This window comes from Streptomyces sp. NPDC046821, from assembly GCF_040645335.1.
Taxonomy (GTDB): Bacteria; Actinomycetota; Actinomycetes; order Streptomycetales; family Streptomycetaceae; genus Streptomyces.
This window is the reverse complement of the sequence record NZ_JBEYYB010000002.1, coordinates 273562-292380: the sequence shown is the minus strand read 5'-3', so window position 1 is coordinate 292380 and position 18819 is coordinate 273562. Positions and strand designations below refer to the sequence as shown.

15 protein-coding genes are annotated in these 18819 nt (G+C 71.6%); 7 read left to right on the top strand and 8 right to left on the bottom strand.

Annotation, left to right across the window (positions count from 1 at the left end; all coding sequences use genetic code 11):
• The first annotated feature begins 67 nt into the window (after positions 1–67).
• Positions 68–1720 carry a hypothetical protein gene (locus ABZ893_RS04890; RefSeq protein ID WP_361396827.1) on the top strand — a complete coding sequence of 551 codons (1653 nt, stop codon included), beginning with the start codon at positions 68–70 and terminating at the stop codon, positions 1718–1720.
• Between the two features lie 65 nt (positions 1721–1785).
• Positions 1786–2973 carry a Gfo/Idh/MocA family oxidoreductase gene (locus tag ABZ893_RS04885; RefSeq protein ID WP_361396824.1) on the top strand — a complete coding sequence of 396 codons (1188 nt, stop codon included), beginning with the start codon at positions 1786–1788 and terminating at the stop codon, positions 2971–2973.
• An 87-nt stretch (positions 2974–3060) separates the two neighbouring features.
• Here the strand turns inward: ABZ893_RS04885 and ABZ893_RS04880 are convergent, their stop codons facing one another.
• The gene (locus tag ABZ893_RS04880) at positions 3061–4332 is read right to left on the bottom strand and encodes a GAF domain-containing protein (protein ID WP_361397695.1); all 1272 of its coding nucleotides are present in this window, start codon (positions 4330–4332) and stop codon (positions 3061–3063) included.
• Between the two features lie 459 nt (positions 4333–4791).
• Positions 4792–6438, bottom strand: coding sequence for an acyl-CoA dehydrogenase family protein (locus ABZ893_RS04875; RefSeq protein ID WP_361396822.1), 1647 nt, complete (start codon positions 6436–6438; stop codon positions 4792–4794).
• An 18-nt stretch (positions 6439–6456) separates the two neighbouring features.
• Here ABZ893_RS04875 and ABZ893_RS04870 point away from each other — a divergent pair, with 18 nt between their 5' ends.
• Positions 6457–7719 (top strand): YihY/virulence factor BrkB family protein, encoded by a 1263-nt coding sequence (locus ABZ893_RS04870; RefSeq protein WP_361396820.1) that lies wholly within the window; start codon positions 6457–6459, stop codon positions 7717–7719.
• A gap of 35 nt (positions 7720–7754) precedes the next feature.
• Positions 7755–8486 carry a helix-turn-helix transcriptional regulator gene (locus tag ABZ893_RS04865; RefSeq protein WP_361396817.1) on the top strand — a complete coding sequence of 244 codons (732 nt, stop codon included), beginning with the start codon at positions 7755–7757 and terminating at the stop codon, positions 8484–8486.
• Here ABZ893_RS04865 and ABZ893_RS04860 read toward each other — a convergent pair.
• Positions 8475–9491 carry an Lrp/AsnC family transcriptional regulator gene (locus ABZ893_RS04860; RefSeq protein ID WP_361396814.1) on the bottom strand — a complete coding sequence of 339 codons (1017 nt, stop codon included), beginning with the start codon at positions 9489–9491 and terminating at the stop codon, positions 8475–8477. The genes ABZ893_RS04865 and ABZ893_RS04860 overlap by 12 nt on opposite strands.
• A gap of 166 nt (positions 9492–9657) precedes the next feature.
• Between ABZ893_RS04860 and ABZ893_RS04855 the strand changes: the two genes are divergently transcribed.
• Positions 9658–11067, top strand: a complete 1410-nt coding sequence (locus ABZ893_RS04855) for an MFS transporter (protein WP_361396811.1) — start codon at positions 9658–9660, stop codon at positions 11065–11067.
• Entirely contained in the window at positions 11064–12248 is a 1185-nt protein-coding gene (locus ABZ893_RS04850) for a M20 family metallopeptidase (protein ID WP_361396808.1), read from the top strand. Before ABZ893_RS04855 ends, ABZ893_RS04850 begins: the two co-directional genes overlap by 4 nt.
• On the opposite strand, the gene ABZ893_RS04845 is transcribed toward ABZ893_RS04850, so the two are convergent.
• Positions 12245–12655: a VOC family protein gene (locus ABZ893_RS04845; RefSeq protein WP_361396805.1), complete on the bottom strand. Its 411-nt coding sequence runs from the start codon at positions 12653–12655 to the stop codon at positions 12245–12247. The two genes, ABZ893_RS04850 and ABZ893_RS04845, sit on opposite strands and share 4 nt — an antisense overlap.
• A 114-nt stretch (positions 12656–12769) precedes the next feature.
• The gene (gene mmuM, locus ABZ893_RS04840; RefSeq protein ID WP_361396802.1) at positions 12770–13684 is read right to left on the bottom strand and encodes a homocysteine S-methyltransferase; all 915 of its coding nucleotides are present in this window, start codon (positions 13682–13684) and stop codon (positions 12770–12772) included.
• A gap of 178 nt (positions 13685–13862) precedes the next feature.
• On the opposite strand from mmuM, the gene ABZ893_RS04835 reads away from it, so the two are divergent.
• The gene (locus tag ABZ893_RS04835) at positions 13863–15188 is read left to right on the top strand and encodes a radical SAM protein (RefSeq protein WP_361396799.1); all 1326 of its coding nucleotides are present in this window, start codon (positions 13863–13865) and stop codon (positions 15186–15188) included.
• 67 nt (positions 15189–15255) lie between these two features.
• Here ABZ893_RS04835 and ABZ893_RS04830 read toward each other — a convergent pair whose 3' ends face one another.
• The 3 genes from ABZ893_RS04830 to ABZ893_RS04820 form a co-directional block, all read right to left on the bottom strand.
• Positions 15256–15723, bottom strand: coding sequence for a peroxiredoxin (locus ABZ893_RS04830; RefSeq protein ID WP_361396796.1), 468 nt, complete (start codon positions 15721–15723; stop codon positions 15256–15258).
• A 94-nt stretch (positions 15724–15817) separates the two neighbouring features.
• Complete coding sequence (locus ABZ893_RS04825; RefSeq protein ID WP_361396794.1) at positions 15818–17251, bottom strand: aldehyde dehydrogenase (NADP(+)); 1434 nt, start codon at positions 17249–17251, stop codon at positions 15818–15820.
• A gap of 67 nt (positions 17252–17318) precedes the next feature.
• On the bottom strand, positions 17319–18788 hold the full coding sequence (locus tag ABZ893_RS04820) for an amino acid permease (protein WP_361396791.1): 1470 nt from the start codon (positions 18786–18788) through the stop codon (positions 17319–17321).
• Positions 18789–18819: the final 31 nt, after the last annotated feature.

Sequence of the window (18819 nt, the reverse complement as noted above, 5' to 3'; positions counted from 1 at the left end):
CTCCCCCCGCGTCACCCCCCACCGAGCAGTCACCACCCTCAACCGCTCCTCGCCCCTTAGGAGAGCCATGTCGACCCCAGACCTCAACCGCCGCGGGTTCCTCGGTGCCGCGACCGTCGCCGGCCTCACCGTCGCCGGTGCGGGCTCCCTGACCGCCTGCGGTTCCGGCGCGGCCTCGGGGGGCGGCGGCGCCAAGGCGTCGGCCAAGCTGAAGCTGCCGACGTACGTCCCGGCGAACGTTCCCGCGCCCGACCTGCCGGGCAACGCGTCCGGTCTCGACCCGGCGTACCTGCGCTACCCCAAGAACCTGGCCCGCAGCGTCGGCAAGACGCCGGGTGACGGCAAGCCGGTCACCGCCCTGACCGAGACCTTCACCACCGCGGCCCCGGCCATGAACCGGAACGCGTACTGGCAGGAGCTCAACAAGCGCCTCGGCTCCGACCTGCAGATGACGATCGTCAACGGCCTCGGCGCCGACGACGTCTACCGCGCGAAGTTCAACGCCACCATCGCCGGCGGCGAGCTGCCCGACCTCATGTGGTTCCCGCCGAACCAGGGCCTCAAGAACGTCCCGGCGCTCCTGGAGGCGAAGTTCCACGACCTCACCCCGTACCTCTCGGGCGACGCGGTCAAGAAGTACCCGAACCTCGCCAACATCCCCGAGTTCGCCTGGAAGACGGCCGTCATCAACGGCAAGATCTGGGGCCTCGCCGTCCCGTACGGCCGCATGGGCCAGGTCTACGTCGGCAACGAGGACTTCTGGAAGCCCGTCGGCGGCCTGCAGTTCGACAGCGCCCAGGACTTCTTCGACAAGGCCAAGGAACTCCTCGACGTCAAGCGCAAGAAGTACGTCCTGGAGCCCATGTATGTGAACCACATCCTGCAGTTCGCGTACTGGCACGGCGCGCCCAACAAGTGGCGCATGGACGGCGGCAAGCTCACCCACTACTTCGAGACCGACGAGTTCCACGCCGGCCTGGAGTTCGCCCTCAAGTGCCAGAAGGCGCAGCTCTTCTGGCCGGACCCGAACCTGCCGACGACGCTGGAGAAGATGGAGGGCGGGTTCCTCGGACTGCACGTCCAGTCCTTCCCCGGCTTCCTCAACGACAGCGCCATGTACGACTGGCCGGAGAAGGTCCTCGTCCCGTTCGGCGCCGAGAAGGGCATGACGCCGACCTGGGGCTTCGGCTACGGCTCCGTCGGGTTCACCGCGATCAACAAGAACGTGAGCAAGGACCGTATCGAGACCCTGCTCCAGGTCATGAACTACCTCAGCGCCCCCATGGGCAGCGAGGAGCGGCTGTTCCTGGACAACGGCCTCGAGGGCACGCACTTCACCCGTTCCAAGGACGGCGACGTGCTGCTCAACAAGAAGGGCAACGCCGAGGTCCTCACCACCCGGCAGGCCATCAACTTCTTCGGCAACGCCCCGGAGAGCCTGTACCTCCCCGGCAAGCCCGAGGTCACCCGCGGTATCCACGAGGCCCAGGTCGAGCTGATGAAGATCGGCAAGATCGACCCGACCACGGGCTTCTTCTCGGACACCTACGCCAGCAAGGGCGCGTCCTCCTCCGACGCCGTGTACGTCGGCATCAAGGACATCGTGGCGGGGCGCAAGCCCCTCTCGTCCTTCAAGAAGGACCTCCTGCCCACGTGGCGCAGCGACGCCGGCGACGCGATGCGCAAGGAGTACGAGCAGGCCATCGCGGACAGCAAGTAGCACCCGTCCGTCCGGCGGGACCTCCCGCACCCCTACGCGTCTCGCACGCAGAACAGGACACCCACGTGGAAGACCTGCGCATCGGAGTCATCGGGCTCGGGCTGCGACGGAATCTCGCGGCCGCCGCGCACCGGCCCGGCAAGGGGTCGGTCGTGGCGGCGGTCGCCGATCTCGACCCGGAGATCCGGGCCAAGGTGCCGGAGCTGTACGAGGGCGCCGTCGCCGTCGACGACTACAAGCGGCTCCTCGACGACCCGTCCGTCGACGCCGTCATCGTCGCCACCCCCGACGACACCCACGAAGCCATCGCCTGCGACGTCCTCGAAGCGGGCAAGCCGGTGTACGTCGAGAAGCCGCTCGGCATCTCCGTCGAGCAGTGCGACAGCATCCTGCGCACCGCCCACCGCACCGGCACCCGCCTCTACGTCGGCCACAACATGCGCCACATGGGCGTCGTACGCCTGATGCGCGACATCATCACGCGCGGCGACATCGGCGAGGTGAAGACCGTATGGGTACGGCACTTCGTCTCGTACGGCGGCGACTACTACTTCAAGGACTGGCACGCCGACCGCACCCGCACCACCGGCCTCCTCCTGCAGAAGGCCGCGCACGACCTCGACGTCGTGCACTGGCTGGCCGGCGGCTACACCAAGCGCGTCAACGCCCTCGGCGACCTCATGGTCTACGGGGACCTGCCGCGCCGCGAGCCGGGCACCCCGCGCCCCGACGGGTGGCTCAAGGAGTTCGACTGGCCGCCGACCGCACGCCACGACCTGCACCACATCGTGGACGTCGAGGACGTGTCGGTGATGAACATGCGCCTGGACAACGGCGTCATCGCCGCCTACCAGCAGTGCCACTTCAGCCCCGACTACTTCCGCAACTACACCGTCATCGGGACCGAGGGCCGCCTGGAGAACTTCGGCGACAGCCCCGGCGACGAGGTGCGGGTCTGGAACACCGGCCCGACCGGCTACCGCAAGGACGCCGACGTCGTGTACCGGGTGCCCGAGGCGACCGGCTCGCACGGCGGCGCCGACGAGCGGATCATCGACGAGTTCTGCCGCTTCGCGCGCGAGGGCGGCGTCACCGACACGTCGCCCGTCGCGGCCCGGATGAGCGTCGCCGCCGGCGCGCTCGCCACCCGCTCGCTGCGCGAGGGCGGTGTCCCGTACGACGTCCCGGACCTTGAGCCCGAGCTGCTCGCCTACTTCGACGGCGGCCAACTGCCGGGCGGCGCGGGGGAGTAGGGGCCAGCAGACCGGTGTGGGCAGGCCTGTCGGAGGGGGCGGGCCTGCCCACACCCGTACGCGCGGCGGGGCCGACCCAACGGGAGTTCAGGGCGCGGGCACCCGCGACCGCAGCACCCCCGGCGCAACCGAATGCGGCAACAGGTCCGCCGCGACCTCCGGCAGCAGCACCTCCACCTCCGCGTCCTCGCGGAAGCGGTACGGGCGGTGGAGCAGGAGGCAGCCGAGGTAGCGCCGTACCCGGGACATCTCCGCGCGGATCGTGACCGTACGCGTCGGGTCGCCGAACATGTCCTCCGCCAGGGCCGATGCGCTGCGGCCTCCTCGGTGCAGGGCCAGCAGGTAAAGGAGTTCGGCGTGGCGGGGGCTCAGCTCGTGGGACCAGGACCGGGAGCCGTCCGTCACTTCGACCGACCAGCGCCGGGGTCTGCTCACGTCGATCACGACCCGGGTGTCGCCGGCCGATTCGGCCTCCCCGTCCGGGCCGTCGAGCCGCAGCAGCCAGCCGCCCGGCAGCGGCGACACGGTGACCGCCCCAAGCGTCGGCAGCCACGCCCGCCCCTCCGCGGTCTCCGACTGCTCCGACAGCGACTTGGGCAGCGCGATCCGGTCCACCGGCTGCATCCCGATCACCGCCGCCGTCCAGCCGTTCACGTCCACCGCGACCGCTCGGCCGCCGATCCGCGCGAGGAGTGGTGCCGCGACCGCCCGCAGCCGTTCGAGAGCCGCCACATGGCGCTCCCGTAAGCGCGCCTCCGCGAGCTGCGCCACCGTTCCGACGAGCGAGAGCGTCGCCGGGTGCATCGTCTCCAGCGGACCGCTCACGTCCACCACGCCGAGCAGCCGCCCGTCACGCGGGTCCGTGATCGGCGCGCCCGCGCACGTCCACATGTGCTGCGCCGACACGAAGTGCTCCGCCGAGAACACCTGCACCGGGCGCCGGGCCACCAGCGGCGTACCCACCCCGTTCGTCCCGACCGCCTCCTCGGACCAGTCCGCGCCCAGCTCGGCGCCGAGCCGGTCGGCCCGGTGCAGCACCGCCGCGTTCCCCTCGCGCCACAGGATGCGTCCGTCCGCGTCGCACACGACCATGATGTGGTGCGCCTCGTCCGCGACGCTGACCAGCGCCTCGCGCAGCACCGGCATGATGTCGAGCAGCGGGGACGCCTGCCGGCGCTCCTCGATCTCCTCGAGGTTCAGCAGGCCCGAACGCACGTCCCGGTCCGGGTCGACGCCGTTGCGGAGCATCCGGCCCCAGGACTCGCCGATCACCGGGCGCGGCAGCAGCTGGGGCCGCTGCCCCGACAGGGTCGCCGCGCGGACCCCGTTCAGGAGCCGTGCTGCGTGGGCGCAGTCCATCGTGGACAGCCGCCGCAGATCGACGGTCGAGTTCTTCTCCGTCACAGGTCCTCCTGTAACAGAACAGTGCGTGGGGACATGCGCACATCGTGCCGCGCCGAGGGGTCCGGCGGGGCCGAAAAGCAGCAGGCGACGGGCACCGCTCGGGTTGCAACCCTCTGCAACTCTGGCGAACAGCCGTACGGCGGTCAAAGCTGACTCCGTGCCGCTCCGGTGGCACGCACGCTCCTCAAGGGGGCAAGAAGAGCGGGGGTGGTGCCGTGTCGGCGCAGCATCACCCCCGTGATCCGGGAACACCCACCCTGACGCTCAGGCCACGGGACGCGCCCGCGCCACGATCGTCCGCAGGTCGAGCCCGTGCGGCAGCGTCCCGAAGGCCGCGCCCCAGTCCCCACCGAGCCGCGAGGCGCAGAACGCGTCCGCGTGATCCGGGACCCTGTGAGCACCCGGCCCGGACGCTCAGGCCACAGGACGCGCCCGCGCCACGATCGTCCGCAGGTCGAGCCCGTGCGGCAGCGTCCCGAAGGCCGCGCCCCAGTCTCCGCCCAGGCGCGACGCGCAGAACGCGTCCGCGACCTCCGGCGGCGCGTGGCGCACAAGGAGCGAACCCTGGAGCACGAGCGCGATCCGCTCCACCACCCGCCGCGCACGCCCCTCGACGCCCTCCAGATCCGCCAGTTCGGTCAGCAGGTCCTTGATCGCCGCGTCGAGCCGGTGATCGGCGCCCCGCGCCTTCCCGACCTCCTGGAGGAACGCGTTCAGCGCCATCGGCTCACGCTGCAACGCCCGCAGCACGTCCAGGGCCTGTACGTTGCCCGACCCCTCCCAGATCGAGTTGAGCGGCGACTCGCGCAGCAGCCGCGGCATCCCGGACTCCTCCACGTACCCGTTCCCGCCCAGGCACTCCAGCGCCTCGGCCGCCAGCGGCGTACACCGCTTCGTCACCCAGTACTTGGCGGCCGGCACCGCGATCCGCAGGAACGCCCGCTCCTGCTCGGACCCGCTGTCCTGTACGGCGTCCTGCGCCGCCGCGAGCCGCAGCGCCAGCGTCGTCGCCGCCTCCGACTCGAGCGCCAGATCGGCCAGCACATTGCGCATCAGCGGCTTGTCGACGAGGCGGCCGCCGAACGCCTCGCGGTACGTGCAGTGGTGGACCGCCTGCGCGACGGCCTGCCGCATGATCGCGGCCGACCCGATCACGCAGTCGAGACGCGTCGCGGCGACCATCTCGATGATGGTGCGCACCCCGCGCCCCTCGTCCCCGACCCGGCGCGCCCACGTCCCGTCGAACTCGACCTCCGCCGACGCGTTCGACCGGTTGCCCAGCTTGTCCTTGAGCCGCTGGATCGCGAACGTGTTGCGCGTACCGTCCTCCAGGACGCGCGGCAGCAGGAAACACGTCAGGCCGTCGGGCGCCTGCGCGAGCACGAGGAACCCGTCCGACATCGGTGCCGAGCAGAACCACTTGTGCCCGGTCAGCCGGTACGTGCCGTCCTCGGCGAGCGGCGCCGCAAGCGTCGTGTTCGCGCGGACGTCGCTGCCGCCCTGCTTCTCCGTCATGCCCATCCCGAAGACGGCGCCGGCCTTCTGCGCGGCGGGCCGCAGCCCCTTGTCGTAGACGGTCGACGTCAGCCGGGGCTCCCACTCGGCGGCGAGCTTCGGGTCGGCCCGCAGCGCCGGCACCGCCGCGTGCGTCATGGACAGCGGGCACGTGTGGCCGGCCTCGACCTGGCTCCACACGAGGAACGCCGCCGCCCGCCGCAGATGCCCCGCCGGCCGCGACCAGGCCGCCGTGAGCCCGGCCCCCACGCCCTTCCCCATGAGCCGGTGCCACGACGGATGGAAGTCGACCTCGTCGATCCGGTGCCCGTACCGGTCGTGGGTGCGCAGTCGCGGCGGGTTCTCGTTCGCGAGCACCCCCCACTCCTGCACCTGCGCGGAACCGGCGGCGCTGCCGAGGATGCCGAGCTCCTCGCGGACCTCGCCGAGAAGAGCCTCGTCCAGGTGCCGTTCGACCCCCTCGACGAGGGCCCTGTCGGTGGCAAAGACGTCATATCCGACCAGGGGCGGAGCCTGGTTGGTCACTGCGTGGGTGGTGGCTGCCATGACAGATACGGTAAGGACGTGCACCAGGCAAATGAAACACCCGACCGGCCGGGCAAGGGCCGTCTCCACCGGGCCCGCGCCCTCTATCGCAACGTGTCGAAGCGCAAGACCGCCTGGCTGCTGCTCAAGGACACCGTCAACTCGTGCATGGAGTACCGCATCCTGGGGCTCGCGGCCGAGGCGGCGTTCTTCACTCTGATGTCCGTCCCCCCTTTGCTCCTCTCGCTCATCGGACTGCTCGCCTACGTCGACACGTGGACCGGCGCCCACACGATCGCCGGCGTCCGCGACCACATCCTCGAGGCGTCCCGCACCGTCCTCACCGACCAGGGCGTGAAGGACATCGCCCGCCCGATCCTCGACGACGCGATGCGGGCCCGCCCGGACGTCATCTCCATCGGCTTCGTGTTCTCGCTCTGGTCGGGCTCGCGCGCGGTGTCCACGTTCGTCGACACGGTGACGGTCATGTACGGGCTCGACGGCGTGCGCGGCATCGTGAAGACCCGGCTGCTGGCCTTCCTGCTGTTCCTCATCGCGCTGGTCGTCGGCTCGATCGCGCTGCCGCTGATGATCGCGGGCCCGGACGCCGTGATCGCCCTCGTCCCATGGTCCGAGACCGTCGTCCAGATCCTGTACTGGCCCGTCGTCCTCATGCTGTCCGTGGCCTTCCTGACGACGCTCTACCACGTGTCCGTACCCGTGCGTTCGCCCTGGATCGAGGACGTCCCCGGCGCCCTCGTGGCCCTCGCGATGTGGGTCCCGGGCAGCTTCCTGCTCCGCCTCTACATCACCAGCACCATCGAGGGCCCGACCATCTACGGGTCCCTGGCCGCGCCCGTCGCCGTACTCCTGTGGATCGGCGTCTCGGCGTTCGCGGTCCTCGTCGGAGCGGCGGTGAACGCGGCGATCGACCGGGTCTGGCCGTCCGTCGCGACGTCGGCCGCCCGCGCCGCGAACGAACGCTGGCGCACCGCACAGGCCGCGGAGTACGTCGCCCGCTCCACCGCCCACGCGACCCACGAGGACACGGACGACCCGGACATGCCGTCCGAGTTCCCCGAACGCTGGTCGAAGTTCCTGCCCCCGGACGACGTGTCGTCCCGCCTGCGCACCCACGTCCGCAAGAACGGCGACCACCCCCAGGCCCACGACAAACACGACCACTCCAAGTTCAAGCACGGCCACGGCCACGAGAAGAACGGCCATGACGGCAGCGGCCGTGACGACGATGGCCAGGGCAGGAACGGTCACGACAAGAACGGGCACCCGAACCACAACTGAGCGGTCAGCGCTGCCGCGCGCGTAGCCTCGGAAGCGTGGCGGACGGTTACCAGGAGCGGGCGTCGCAGGGTGTGCCGGGTGCCGTCCTGTGGACCAGCACGACGACCCCCGGCGCCGACGGACCCGACCCCGTCCCCGACGTCCTGCCCGACGGCTGCATGGACCTGCTGTGGACGGAGGGCCGCCTCTTCGTCGCGGGACCCGACACACGTGGTCACCGCTCCGACGACGCCGGGGGCATCCGATTCGCGGGCATCCGCTTCTTCCCCGGCACCGCGCCCGACGTCCTCGGCGTCCCCGCCGACGAACTGCGTGACCGGCGCGTGGACCTCGCCGACCTGTGGCCGTCCGGCCTGGTACGGCGCCTGACGGAACGCGTCGACGCGGCACCGGACCCGGCGGCCGCCCTCGAAGCCGTCGCCCAAGTACATGGCGCCGCGCCCCCCGATCCCGTCCTCGCGCACATCGTGGCGTCGCTCGGCGCGGGCCGCACGGTTGCCGCGACGGCCGAGCGCGCGGGGCTGAGCGCCCGCAGCCTGCACCGACGCTCGCTGGCCGCGTTCGGCTACGGCCCCAAGACCCTGGCCCGAGTCCTGCGGATGCAGCGCGCCCTCGCACTGGCCCGCACCGGGGTCCCGCTCGCGGAGACCGCGACGAGGGCGGGGTACGCGGACCAGGCGCATCTGGCACGTGAGGTGAGGGAGTTGGCGGGCGCACCGCTCACCCGGCTCGTCCGACCACCCCAGGGAGCCCCCCTACCAGGGTGAGATGGGCTGGACGCCGACGTGCCGTCCCTCCTCGTCGAGCAGATGCCCCATGCGTTTGACGGTGTGCAGGCCCACGATGCGGTCCGTCACGGTGAGCGTGGGCAGCCGGGCGCACAGCGCGGTCTCGCGGCGCTGGATGTCACCTGGGCCGTGCACCCACAGAGTGGCGAAGATGTTCGCGGGCCCTGTGACGGCCGCGACCAGGCGGCACTCCGACTGTGCGGCCAGCGTGCGGTGGACGGTGCCGATGTCCCGCGGGGGGACCCGGCCGAGCAGGGACACCGGGACGGGATGCCCGGCGAGCGCGGAGGCGATGTCGCAACGGAACGTCAGGACCGCCGAGTCCGTGAGGCGGCGCAGCCTGCGGCGCACCGTGGCCGGGCTGGTGCCGGTCCGCTCGGCGAGTTCGGCGAGGCCGAGCCGCCCGTCACGTACCAGCTCGTCGAGCAGGGAACGGTCCACCGGGTCGAGCCCGAGCCCGAGCGGCGGCTCCTGCGCCGCCGTCTGACTGCCAAGCGCCGTGAGCTGCGAGGGGTCCAGCGAGCGCAGCCGCCAGCGACTGCCCTCCACGTACAGCGAGGTGGCGAGCAGGGCGCTCACCGACTCGATGCCTGGCAGCCGGTCGAGGCGCTGGGTGAGGAAGCGGCTGAGCGAGGGCAGATCGGGGGCCAGCACGTCGAGCAGCAGATCCGCGGTGCCGGGCGCGGTCACCTCGATCGTCACCGCCTCCGGGAGCAGGATCAGCTCCGCGAGGAGCCGCTCCCGCTGCCCGGGGCGGACGCGCACCAGCACGAAGGCCGTGCAGCAGTGGCGGGAGAACTCGCGGCCCGGCGCCGCGTACACCCAGGCGAGCCCGGCCTGGTTCAGCCGCTCCCAGCGCCGCGCCAGAGTGCCCGCCGTCACGCCGAGCAGCGGCGACAGCTCCGACCAGGACGCCCGGGGCCGCAGCTGGAGGGCGTTCACCAGGGCGAGGTCGAGTTCGCTGGCGGTGACCGTTTCTGGCATCAGCAGCACTCCGTACGAACGAATCCATGAATATTCGGGGCGCTCTGCGCCTCGACCCGCACAGTAGCGACCACATTCGGTTCCGGCCATCAGACGATCCAGAGGTGAAGCTGTGTCCACACGCGTGACGGGGACGAGAACGGGAACGGGGCGCGGAGCGGGAGCCGTGAGCTCCGCGTCCGGAATGCTCGCGACGATGGCCGTCGTCGTGCTGTTCAGCGGCATCGTCCAGGGCTATCTGACCCCGCTCCTCCCCGAGGTCGGCAAGCGCCTGCACCTCGGCCCGGTCGGCCTGAACAACATCTACCTGCTGTTCCAGGTCGCCTGCACGGTGCTCACGCCGCTCCTCTCGCGCCTCGGTGACCTGCACGGACACCGCAGGCTCCTGCGGATCTCGCTCGCGATGGTGGCGGGTGGCTCGCTCCTGATCGCGGTGTGGCCGTCCCCGGCTACCCTCGCCGCCGGTGTCGCCCTCCAGGGCGCCGTCGTCGGGTTCTTCCCGCTGCTCGTGGGCATCCTGCGGTCCCGCGCGCCGGAGCAGAACCGTAAGGGGATCTCCCTCCTCGTCGGCGTCCTGCTCATCGCGGTCGGCGTGGGTGGTCTGGTGGCCGGCGCGCTCAGCGAACGGCACGCGATGGCCGGTCTGTGGACGGCCGTGCCCGTCGCGGCCCTCGCGGTGGTCGCGGGACTGCTGCTGCCCGACAGCGACACCCCGCGCGGCGGCCGGTTCCACTACGGCGCCGCGGCCCTGCTCACCTCCGGCCTCGTGGCGTTCGTCCTCGTGCTGGCCCAGGGCGGAACCTGGGGCTGGACCTCGCCCCTGACGCTCGGCCTCGCCGTCCTGGCCGCCGTCGTCCTCGCGGCCTGGATCCTGGTCGAACGCGGGGCGGCCGAGCCCCTGGTCAGCGTGCGTATGCTCGGAAATCCGCGGCTCGCCATCGTCAGCGGCCACACCTTCTGCGCCGCGTTCGGCACCATCGGCTTCTTCGGCGCCAACGCCCTCTTCCTCGCCTCCTCACCGGCCGAGACCGGCTACGGCATGAACCTGGGCCCCCAGGCCATCGCCGCCGTCTCGCTGGCCATGCTGGCCGCCGGTTTCGCGGGCTCCGCCCTGACCCCGCGGCTGACCGCGCGCTCCGGTGACCGCACCGTGCTCGCCCTCGGCGGAGCGCTGACCGCGCTCGGCTTCCTCGGCATGATCCTCTTCCACGACACGCTCCCGCAGTACGTCACCTGCGCCCTCCTCGTCGGCCTCGCCACCGGCGTCTTCGAGTCGATCACCCGGTCCGTGTCGGCGGAGGTGGTCGACGCGCACGAGACCGCCCTCGCCGTCGGCCTCAACGAACTGGCCCTCTCCTTCGGCGCGGCCATCGGAGCCGCCGTGATCGGCATGTTCTTCGCCGCCCACGTCCAGCGCGGCACCGCACACATCGCCGAGTCCGGCTACCTGTGGGCCTGGGGCGCGTGCGCCGCGATGGCGGTCGCCGGCACCGGCCTGGCGATGCGCTACCGCGCCCCGCGCGCCGAGGGCGCGACCCCCGTACGACAGTCTGCAACGAGCGGAGACCTCGCATGACCGACACCACGACCCTCCGGAACAAGGCCGCGGCTGCTGTACGTGCCGGGAGCCAACAGCTCGTCGAGCTCAGCCACGGTCTGCACCGCGAACCCGAGACCGCCCTGGAGGAACACCGCGCCGCGGCACGGATCGCCGCCCTCATGAAGCGCGCCGGATTCACCGTCACCACCGAGGCGGGCGGCCTGCCCACCGCCCTCGTCGCCACCTACGGCACCGGCGAACTGGTCATCGCCTTCTGCGCCGAGTACGACGCCCTGCCGGGCATCGGCCACGCCTGCGGCCACAACGTCAACGGTGCCGCCGCCGTCGGGGCCGCGCTCGGACTCGCCGCCGTCGCCGACGAACTCGGCGTCACGGTCAAGCTGGTCGGCACGCCCGCCGAGGAGGACATCGGCGGCAAGGTGCTCCTCATCGACGCCGGTGTCTTCGACGACGTGGCCGCCGCGATGATGGTCCATGCCGACGCCCACGACAGCGTCGGCGCGTCCTCGCTGGCCATCGGCGCCTGGGACATCCGCTACGACGGACAGCCCGCGCACGCCGCGCTCGCCCCCTGGGAGGGAGTCAACGCACTCGACGCGATGACCCTCGCCCACACCGCGATAGGAATGCTGCGCCAGCAGTTGCCTCCCGGCGTCCTCGTGCACGGCATCGTCACCGACGGCGGCCAGGCCGTGAACGTCATCCCGGCCCGCACCGCCGCCCGCTGCGAAATCCGGGCCCGCACGCTCGAACAGCTCGAAGAGGCATGGCGGCGCGTACGCGCCTGCTTCGAGGCGGGGGCTCTCGCGACGGGCACAACGCTCGAAGTGCGGTCGCACGGACGGGACTTCGCCGACCTGCGGCAGGACCCGTACATGTCGGACGCGTACGCGGAGGCGGCCCGCGGGCTCGGGCGCACCGTGCTGTCGCGCCACGGCGAGAGCATGGCGTCGACGGACATGGGCAACGTCTCGCACCTGGTGCCCACGATCCACCCCACCGTCGGCTACGACACCGGGGGCACGAAACATCACACCCCGGAGTTCACGGCCTACGGCACCACCCCGGGCGCCGACCTCGCGGTCCTCGACGGTGCGACGGCCCTCGCCCAGGTCGGCGTCGATCTCGCCACGTCCCGGGAGCAGCGTGCCCGGCTGCTCGACGGAGTGCGGAAGCGGGCAGCGAACCGCGACTAGTCGGCGGCCAGCGGTGCGAACAGGTCGACCCCGTTCCCGTCCGGGTCCTGGATCACGGCGTACCGCTGGCCCCAGAACGCGTCCCACGGTTTGAGCTCGCCCTCGTACCCGGCGGCGGTCAGCTCCCCGTACACGGCGTCGACCCCGGCCGCGTCGCCGCAGTCGAAGGCGAGGGCGTGCCGGGAGGCGCCGCGGGCGGGCGCGCGCCAGGACGGGTGGAACGACTTCACGGTGTCCTCGGTGTCCAGCAGCACGCGCAGGCCGCCGGGCAGCACGGCCTCCGCGTGCGGCTGCTCCTCGGAGCCCTCGGGGAACGCGAGCCCGAGGCGGCGGTAGAAGGTGACGGCGGCGGCCATGTCGGAAACGACGACGCCGACCGCGTCGAAACGTGCGGTGATCTCGGTCATGGGCTCACCGTAGGCACCCGCACCGCCGCCGGTCTTGAACGAATCGGACGCCGCCGCCCGGCCACGCCTATGCCGTCGCCCGGCCACTCGGCGACCCATTAGCGGACCCGCCCCTCAGCCCCGTACCGCCTTCGCCAGCGCAGCGATCTCGTTCGGGCCCACCCGGCAGCAGCCGCCGATCAGGCGGGCTCCGGCGTGTTGCCAGCCCGCCACGCGGGTGGCGGAGAAGGTCGGCTCGCCGTGCCAGTCGCGGGCGGTGGCGTCCCAGGACTCGCCGCTGTTCGGGTAGGCCACCGCCGGTTTTCCGGTGAGGCGTGTGGCCAGGGTCAGGGCGGGTTCCACGTCTTCGGGGGCGCAGCAGTTGACGCCCACCGCGACGATCTCGTCCGCGTCGGCGGCGAGCGCGAACGCCTCCTCCAGCGGCTGCCCGGCACGCGTCCGGTCCCCGGCGACGCTGTACGACAGCCATGCCGGGACGCCGAGACCCCGCACAGCCCGCACCAGCGCTCGTGCCTCGTCCGTGTCCGGAATCGTCTCCAGGGCGAGGACGTCCGGGCCCGCCGCCGCGAGGGCTTCCAGGCGCGGGCGGTGGAAGGCCACCAGCTCGTTCTCCGTCAGCCCGTACCGCCCCCGGTACTCCGCTCCGTCGGCCAGCATCGCCCCGTACGGGCCCACCGACGCGGCCACCCACAAGGGGCCCGGCACGCCCTTCGCCTGCGCCAGCCGGGCCGCCTCCCGCGCCAACTCCACGCTCTGGGCGAGCAGTTCGGCCGTACGCTCATGGCCGATGCCGTGCCGGGCGAACCCCTCGAACGTCGCCTGGTAGCTCGACGTGATCGCGACCGAGGCACCCGCCTCGTAGTACGCGAGATGCGCCGCCACGATCGCCTCGGGCCGCTCGGCGAGCAGCCGCGCCGACCACAGCTCGTCGCTCAGGTCGAACCCGGCGGACTCCAGCTGGTTGGAGAGCCCGCCGTCCAGGACGACCGGTCCGGCGGCGAGGGCTTCGGGAAGCGAGGGCTGTGTCATGCACCGACGCTAGCCCACCCGAGGTCGGCGTTTGTAGGTCAAGGCCGCGTACGCCACTTCCGGCCGTCCGCCGCCCCGGGCCGCGAGGCCGCGACGCGGGGGCATACCGTGAGTTCCCGAGCACCGGCTCGAAGAGGACCGGTGCGCAGAGATGACTTGCAGGAGCGAGGAGAACGGGATGCAGAGCCGTACGGCGCTGGTCGAGGACCTGATGGAGCGCTTCCCGCACGTGCCGCGGGAAGCGGTGTTCAAGGAGGACCTGCTGCGCGGCGGCGTCGCGTTCGACGTGTCCGCGCTCAGCGACAACGAGTCCGGCGAGGTCAAGCCGAAGTCGTACTTCATCTTCTCCTTCGACCACGGCACGCTCCCCGAGCTCGGCGAGGCCGCCCTGCGCCGGCCGCCGGAGGAGATCATCCTCACCGGCGGCCCCTACGACCTGCGCCGGACCGTCGTCTCGGTCCGCGTGAACCCGTCGTCGCCGTATCGCGTCGCCGCCGACGAGGACGGGATGCTCGGGCTCTACCTCGACGGGAAGCGGATCTCGGACGTCGGCGTCCCGCCGATGCCGGAGTACTACCGCCACAAGCTGTCGAACGGGAAGTCCGTCATGGAGGTGGCCCCCACCATCCAGTGGGGCTACCTGATCTACCTGACCGTCTTCCGCGTCTGCCAGTACTTCGGCGCCAAGGAGGAGTGCCAGTACTGCGACATCAACCACAACTGGCGCCAGCACAAGGCGGCCGGCCGCCCGTACACCGGCGTGAAGGACGTCGACGAGGTCCTGGAAGCACTGGAGATCATCGACAAGTACGACACCGCGAAGGCGTCGACCGCGTACACGCTCACCGGCGGCGCGATCACCTCGAAGCTCCAGGGCCGTGACGAGGCCGACTTCTACGGCATGTACGCCAAGGCCATCGAGGAGCACTTCCCCGGTCGCTGGATCGGCAAGGTCGTCGCGCAGGCGCTGCCCAAGGACGACGTGCAGCGCTTCAAGGACTACGGCGTGCAGATCTACCACCCCAACTACGAGGTGTGGGACCGCCGCCTGTTCGAGCTGTACTGCCCCGGCAAGGAGCGTTACGTCGGCCGGGACGAGTGGCACAAGCGCATCCTCGACTCGGCCGAGATCTTCGGCGCGCGCAACGTGATCCCGAACTTCGTCGCCGGTGTCGAGATGGCCCAGCCGTCGGGCTTCAGCACGGTCGACGAGGCCATCGCCTCCACGACCGAGGGCCTGCGCTTCTTCATGTCGCAGGGCATCACGCCCCGCTTCACCACGTGGTGCCCCGAGCCCACGACCCCGCTCGGCAAGGCCAACCCGCAGGGCGCGCCGCTGGAGTACCACATCAGGCTCCTGGAGGCGTACCGCTCCACGATGGAGGACTTCGGTCTCTCCTCGCCGCCCGGCTACGGCCCGGCGGGGGCGGGCCGCGCGGTGTTCTCGGTCAGCTCGTTCATGGACAGCCTGGCGCCGGAGTCGGAGGCGGCCGAGGCGGAGTGACGCTGCCCCTGCCCTAGGTCTCCGGCGCCGGGAGACCCTTGACCTCCGGCGCCGGGAGGGCGTGTCGTCAGGCCGTGTGCTTGCGCAGCACCGCGAGCGCACGGTCGGCATGGGCGCTCATCCGGAACTCGCTCCGGACCACTTCCCGTACGACCCTGTCCTGCCCCACCACGAACGTGGCCCGCTTGGTCGGGGCAAGGGAGAAGCCCCGCGCGACCCCGAACCGCCCGCGCACCTCGCCCTCCGGGTCCGAGAGCAGCGGGAACCCGAGCGTGTGCTTCCCGGCGAACTCCGCCTGCCGCTCCACCGGGTCACCGCTGACCCCGACCGGCCGCGCCCCGACCGCCGCGAACTCGGCGGCGAGATCCCGGAAGTGGCAGGCCTCGGCCGTGCAGCCGGGCGTCATGGCGGCCGGGTAGAAGAACAGGACGACGGGCCCCTCGCTCAGCAGCGAGGACAGCGAGGTCGGGGTCCCGCTCTCGTCGGGCAGGGTGAAGTCCTCGACGGTGTCGCCCACTTCGACGCGCTTGCTCATGACCGGCCTCCGGAGTCTCGGCGACCCAGGAAGGGTCTGTGTTCCGGGGCGCGACCTTACTGGACGGTAGAACCCCGGACGCGTCGTCCCCCCTTCAGTCGTCGACCCGTTGCGGCACCCCCCAGGGGTTGTCGTCCCGCAGCGGCGGCGGCAGGAGTTCCTGGGGCCACGACTGGTACGCCACCGGGCGCAGGAACCGCTCGATCGCGGCCGTGCCTACGGAGGTCGTGGTGGGCGCGGTCGTGGCGGGGAACGGGCCGCCGTGCTGCATCGCGTGGGTGACCGAGACGCCGGTGGGCCACTCGTTCCACAGGACCCGGCCGCTGCGCTCGGCCAGTGCCGACGTGAGGCCGGTGAGGTCGCCGCCCTCGCCGGGCTCGCCGTGCAGGGAGGTGGTGAGCTGCCCCGGCAGGGACGCGATCACGGCGGCCACGTCCGCAAGCCGCTCGTACGTCACGACCAGGCCGAGCGGCCCGAAGCACTCCGTGGCCGCCGCCCCGATGTCACCGGCGAACGTGTCCAGGTCCATGGCGAGCAGCCTCGGTCCCGCTGATGAGTCGTCATCAGGCCAGATCAGCTTGCGCGTTGACGGGAGTGATGCGAGCCGGCGCGCTCCGTCCACGTAGGCGGCGCTGATCCAGTCGCCGAGCATCGGTGCGGTGGGCGTCGCCCGCAGCCGCCGTACGATCTCGTCCACCGGGCCGTCAGCGGGCGTGAACAGCAGGCCCGGGTTGGTGCAGAACTGCCCCGCGCCCAGCGTGAGCGAACCGACGTAGCCCGCCGCGATCTCCGCACCACGGGCGCGGGCCGCTGCCGGGGTCACCACGACAGGGTTGACGCTGCCCAACTCGCCGTAGAACGGGATGGGTTCGGGGCGTTCGGCGGCGATGCGGGCGAGCGCCAGGCCGCCGCGCTCGGAGCCGGTGAACGCGGCGGCGCGCAGAAGCGGGTGGCGCAGCGCGTCCACCCCGGCCTGCTCACCCTCGATCAGACTGAACACGCCCTCCGGGGCGCCCACTTGGGCCAGCGCCTTCTGGACGATGTCGGCGGTGCGGCGGGACAGTTCCAGGTGGCCCGGATGGGCCTTGACGATCACTGGGCAGCCCGCTGCCAGGGCCGACGCGGTGTCGCCGCCGACGACACTGAAGGCGAACGGGAAGTTGCTGGCGCCGAAAACCAGGACCGGGCCGAGCGCCGTGCGGTAGCGGCGCAGCTCGGGCCGCGGCCCGGTGGGCCACTGCGGGTCGGCGCGGTCGATACGGACGTCGAGGAACGTGCCCGCTCGCAACTCAGCGCCAAAGAACCGGAGTTGGAACGCGGTGCGCTTCAGTTCGCCCGTGAGGCGGGGCGTGCCGAGGTGCGTCTCGGCCTCGGCGAGTGCGACCAGCTCCGCCTGCTCCGCCTCCAGGGCGTCGGCGACGGCGTCCAGGGCGTCGGCGCGGGCCGCCGGCGCGGCCTCGGCCCACTGCCGGGCCACGGCGGCGGCCGCTGTCACAGCCTGGTCGGGGTCGCGTGCGACGGTGTTCATGGTGCTTCCTCTTCTCGTCGATTCCCTTGAATACGGGGCGAGTTGCCAGGCGGGAGTGCCGAGGTCGTCATGACTCTTCTGACGGTGCGTGGGACTTGTTCTCCTCCGAGTGGCGGACGCTGAAGGAGAAGTACACGATCAGCCCGAGGGCCATCCAGACGGCGAAGCGGACCCAGGTCACCCAGTCCAGGTTGGCGATCAGCCAGAGCGAGAAGGCCACGCCGACGGCCGGGACCAGCGGCACCAGCGGGGTACGGAAGGAGCGCGGCAGGTCGGGCCGCGTCCTGCGCAGCACCACGATGGCGATGGCGACGACGGTGAAGGCCGCCAGGATGCCGATGTTGGTGAGGTCGGCGGCCTCCCGGATCGGCAGGAACCCGGCGATGACCGCCGAGCCGATGCCCACCGGCCAGATCACCCGCGTCGGCACGTGCCGCTTGGCGTGGTTCTTCGCGAAGTAGCGCGGCAGCAGCCCGTCGCGGCTCATGGAGAACCAGACGCGGGAGACGGCCAGCATGTTGGCGAACGCGGAGGTGGTGATGCCGATGATCGCGCCGACCGCGACGATGATGCCGAGCCCGCCCAGGCCGACCGAGCCGAGCGCGCTGGAGAACGGGCTCTTCGTGTCGATGTCACGGTAGTTCTGCATACCGAGCAGCACGACACAGACCAGCAGATAGATGACGGCCGCGATGGCCAGGGAGATCACGATCGCCTTCGGCAGCACCTTCTTGGCCTCGGCGCTCTCCTCGGCGGCGGCGCTCATCGCGTCGTAGCCGTAGACCGCGAAGAACGCGGTCGCGGCGCCGGTGAACGCGCCGCCGATCCCGAACGGCAGGAACGGCGAGTAGTTGCCCGCGGAGATGTGGAAGGCGCCGGCGACGACGACCAGGGCGACGATGCCGAGCTTGATCACCACGAGGATCGTCTCGAAGCGTGCCGACTCCTTGGTGCCGCGCGAGAGCACGAACGCGAGGAGAAGGCAGAGCACGGCGGCGAACAGGTCGACCTTGTGGCCGGACCCGGTGCCCGGCGCGCCGAGCATCCAGGACGGCAGGTCGATCCCGATGTGCTCCAGGATGTACGAGAAGTAGCCGGACACCGCGATGGCCACCACGGCGACGATGGCCGTGTACTCCAGGAGCAGGTCCCAGCCGATTAGCCACCCGACGATCTCGCCGAGCGCGGCGTACGAGTACGTGTAGGCGGAGCCGGCCTTCGGGATGATGCCGGCGAACTCGGCGTAGCACAGCGCGGCGGCGGCGCTCGCGATGATGGCGACGAGGAACGAGATCAGTACGCCGGGACCGGCGTCCTCGTGGGCCACGACGCCGGCGAGCGAGAACACTCCGGCGCCGACGAGACCGCCGAGGCTCAGGGCGACGAGCTGCCACAGTCCCATGGTCCGGCGGAGCCCGTCCGTGCTCTCCTCCTCGGAGGTGGAGACGGGCTTGAGGCGGAAGATTCCTTGCCGGGAGAACAGGCCGCCGGGCGGGGCCGCTCTTTCCGGGCGTATTACTGGAGTCGAACGGGACATGGGGGTCCCTCCGTGAATACGTAGCGGGCGC

Excerpts from the sequence above, each read along its gene's own strand:
- ABZ893_RS04880 (WP_361397695.1), bottom strand. The coding sequence starts at position 4,332 with ATGGACTGCGCCCACGCAGCACGGCTCCTGAACGGGGTCCGCGCGGCG.
- ABZ893_RS04830 (WP_361396796.1), bottom strand. The coding sequence starts at position 15,723 with ATGAGCAAGCGCGTCGAAGTGGGCGACACCGTCGAGGACTTCACCCTG.
- ABZ893_RS04860 (WP_361396814.1), bottom strand. The coding sequence starts at position 9,491 with ATGCCAGAAACGGTCACCGCCAGCGAACTCGACCTCGCCCTGGTGAAC.
- ABZ893_RS04845 (WP_361396805.1), bottom strand. The coding sequence starts at position 12,655 with ATGACCGAGATCACCGCACGTTTCGACGCGGTCGGCGTCGTCGTTTCC.
- ABZ893_RS04890 (WP_361396827.1), top strand. The coding sequence starts at position 68 with ATGTCGACCCCAGACCTCAACCGCCGCGGGTTCCTCGGTGCCGCGACC.
- ABZ893_RS04875 (WP_361396822.1), bottom strand. The coding sequence starts at position 6,438 with ATGGCAGCCACCACCCACGCAGTGACCAACCAGGCTCCGCCCCTGGTC.
- ABZ893_RS04850 (WP_361396808.1), top strand. The coding sequence starts at position 11,064 with ATGACCGACACCACGACCCTCCGGAACAAGGCCGCGGCTGCTGTACGT.
- mmuM (WP_361396802.1), bottom strand. The coding sequence starts at position 13,684 with ATGACACAGCCCTCGCTTCCCGAAGCCCTCGCCGCCGGACCGGTCGTC.
- ABZ893_RS04835 (WP_361396799.1), top strand. The coding sequence starts at position 13,863 with ATGCAGAGCCGTACGGCGCTGGTCGAGGACCTGATGGAGCGCTTCCCG.
- ABZ893_RS04825 (WP_361396794.1), bottom strand. The coding sequence starts at position 17,251 with ATGAACACCGTCGCACGCGACCCCGACCAGGCTGTGACAGCGGCCGCC.
- ABZ893_RS04820 (WP_361396791.1), bottom strand. The coding sequence starts at position 18,788 with ATGTCCCGTTCGACTCCAGTAATACGCCCGGAAAGAGCGGCCCCGCCC.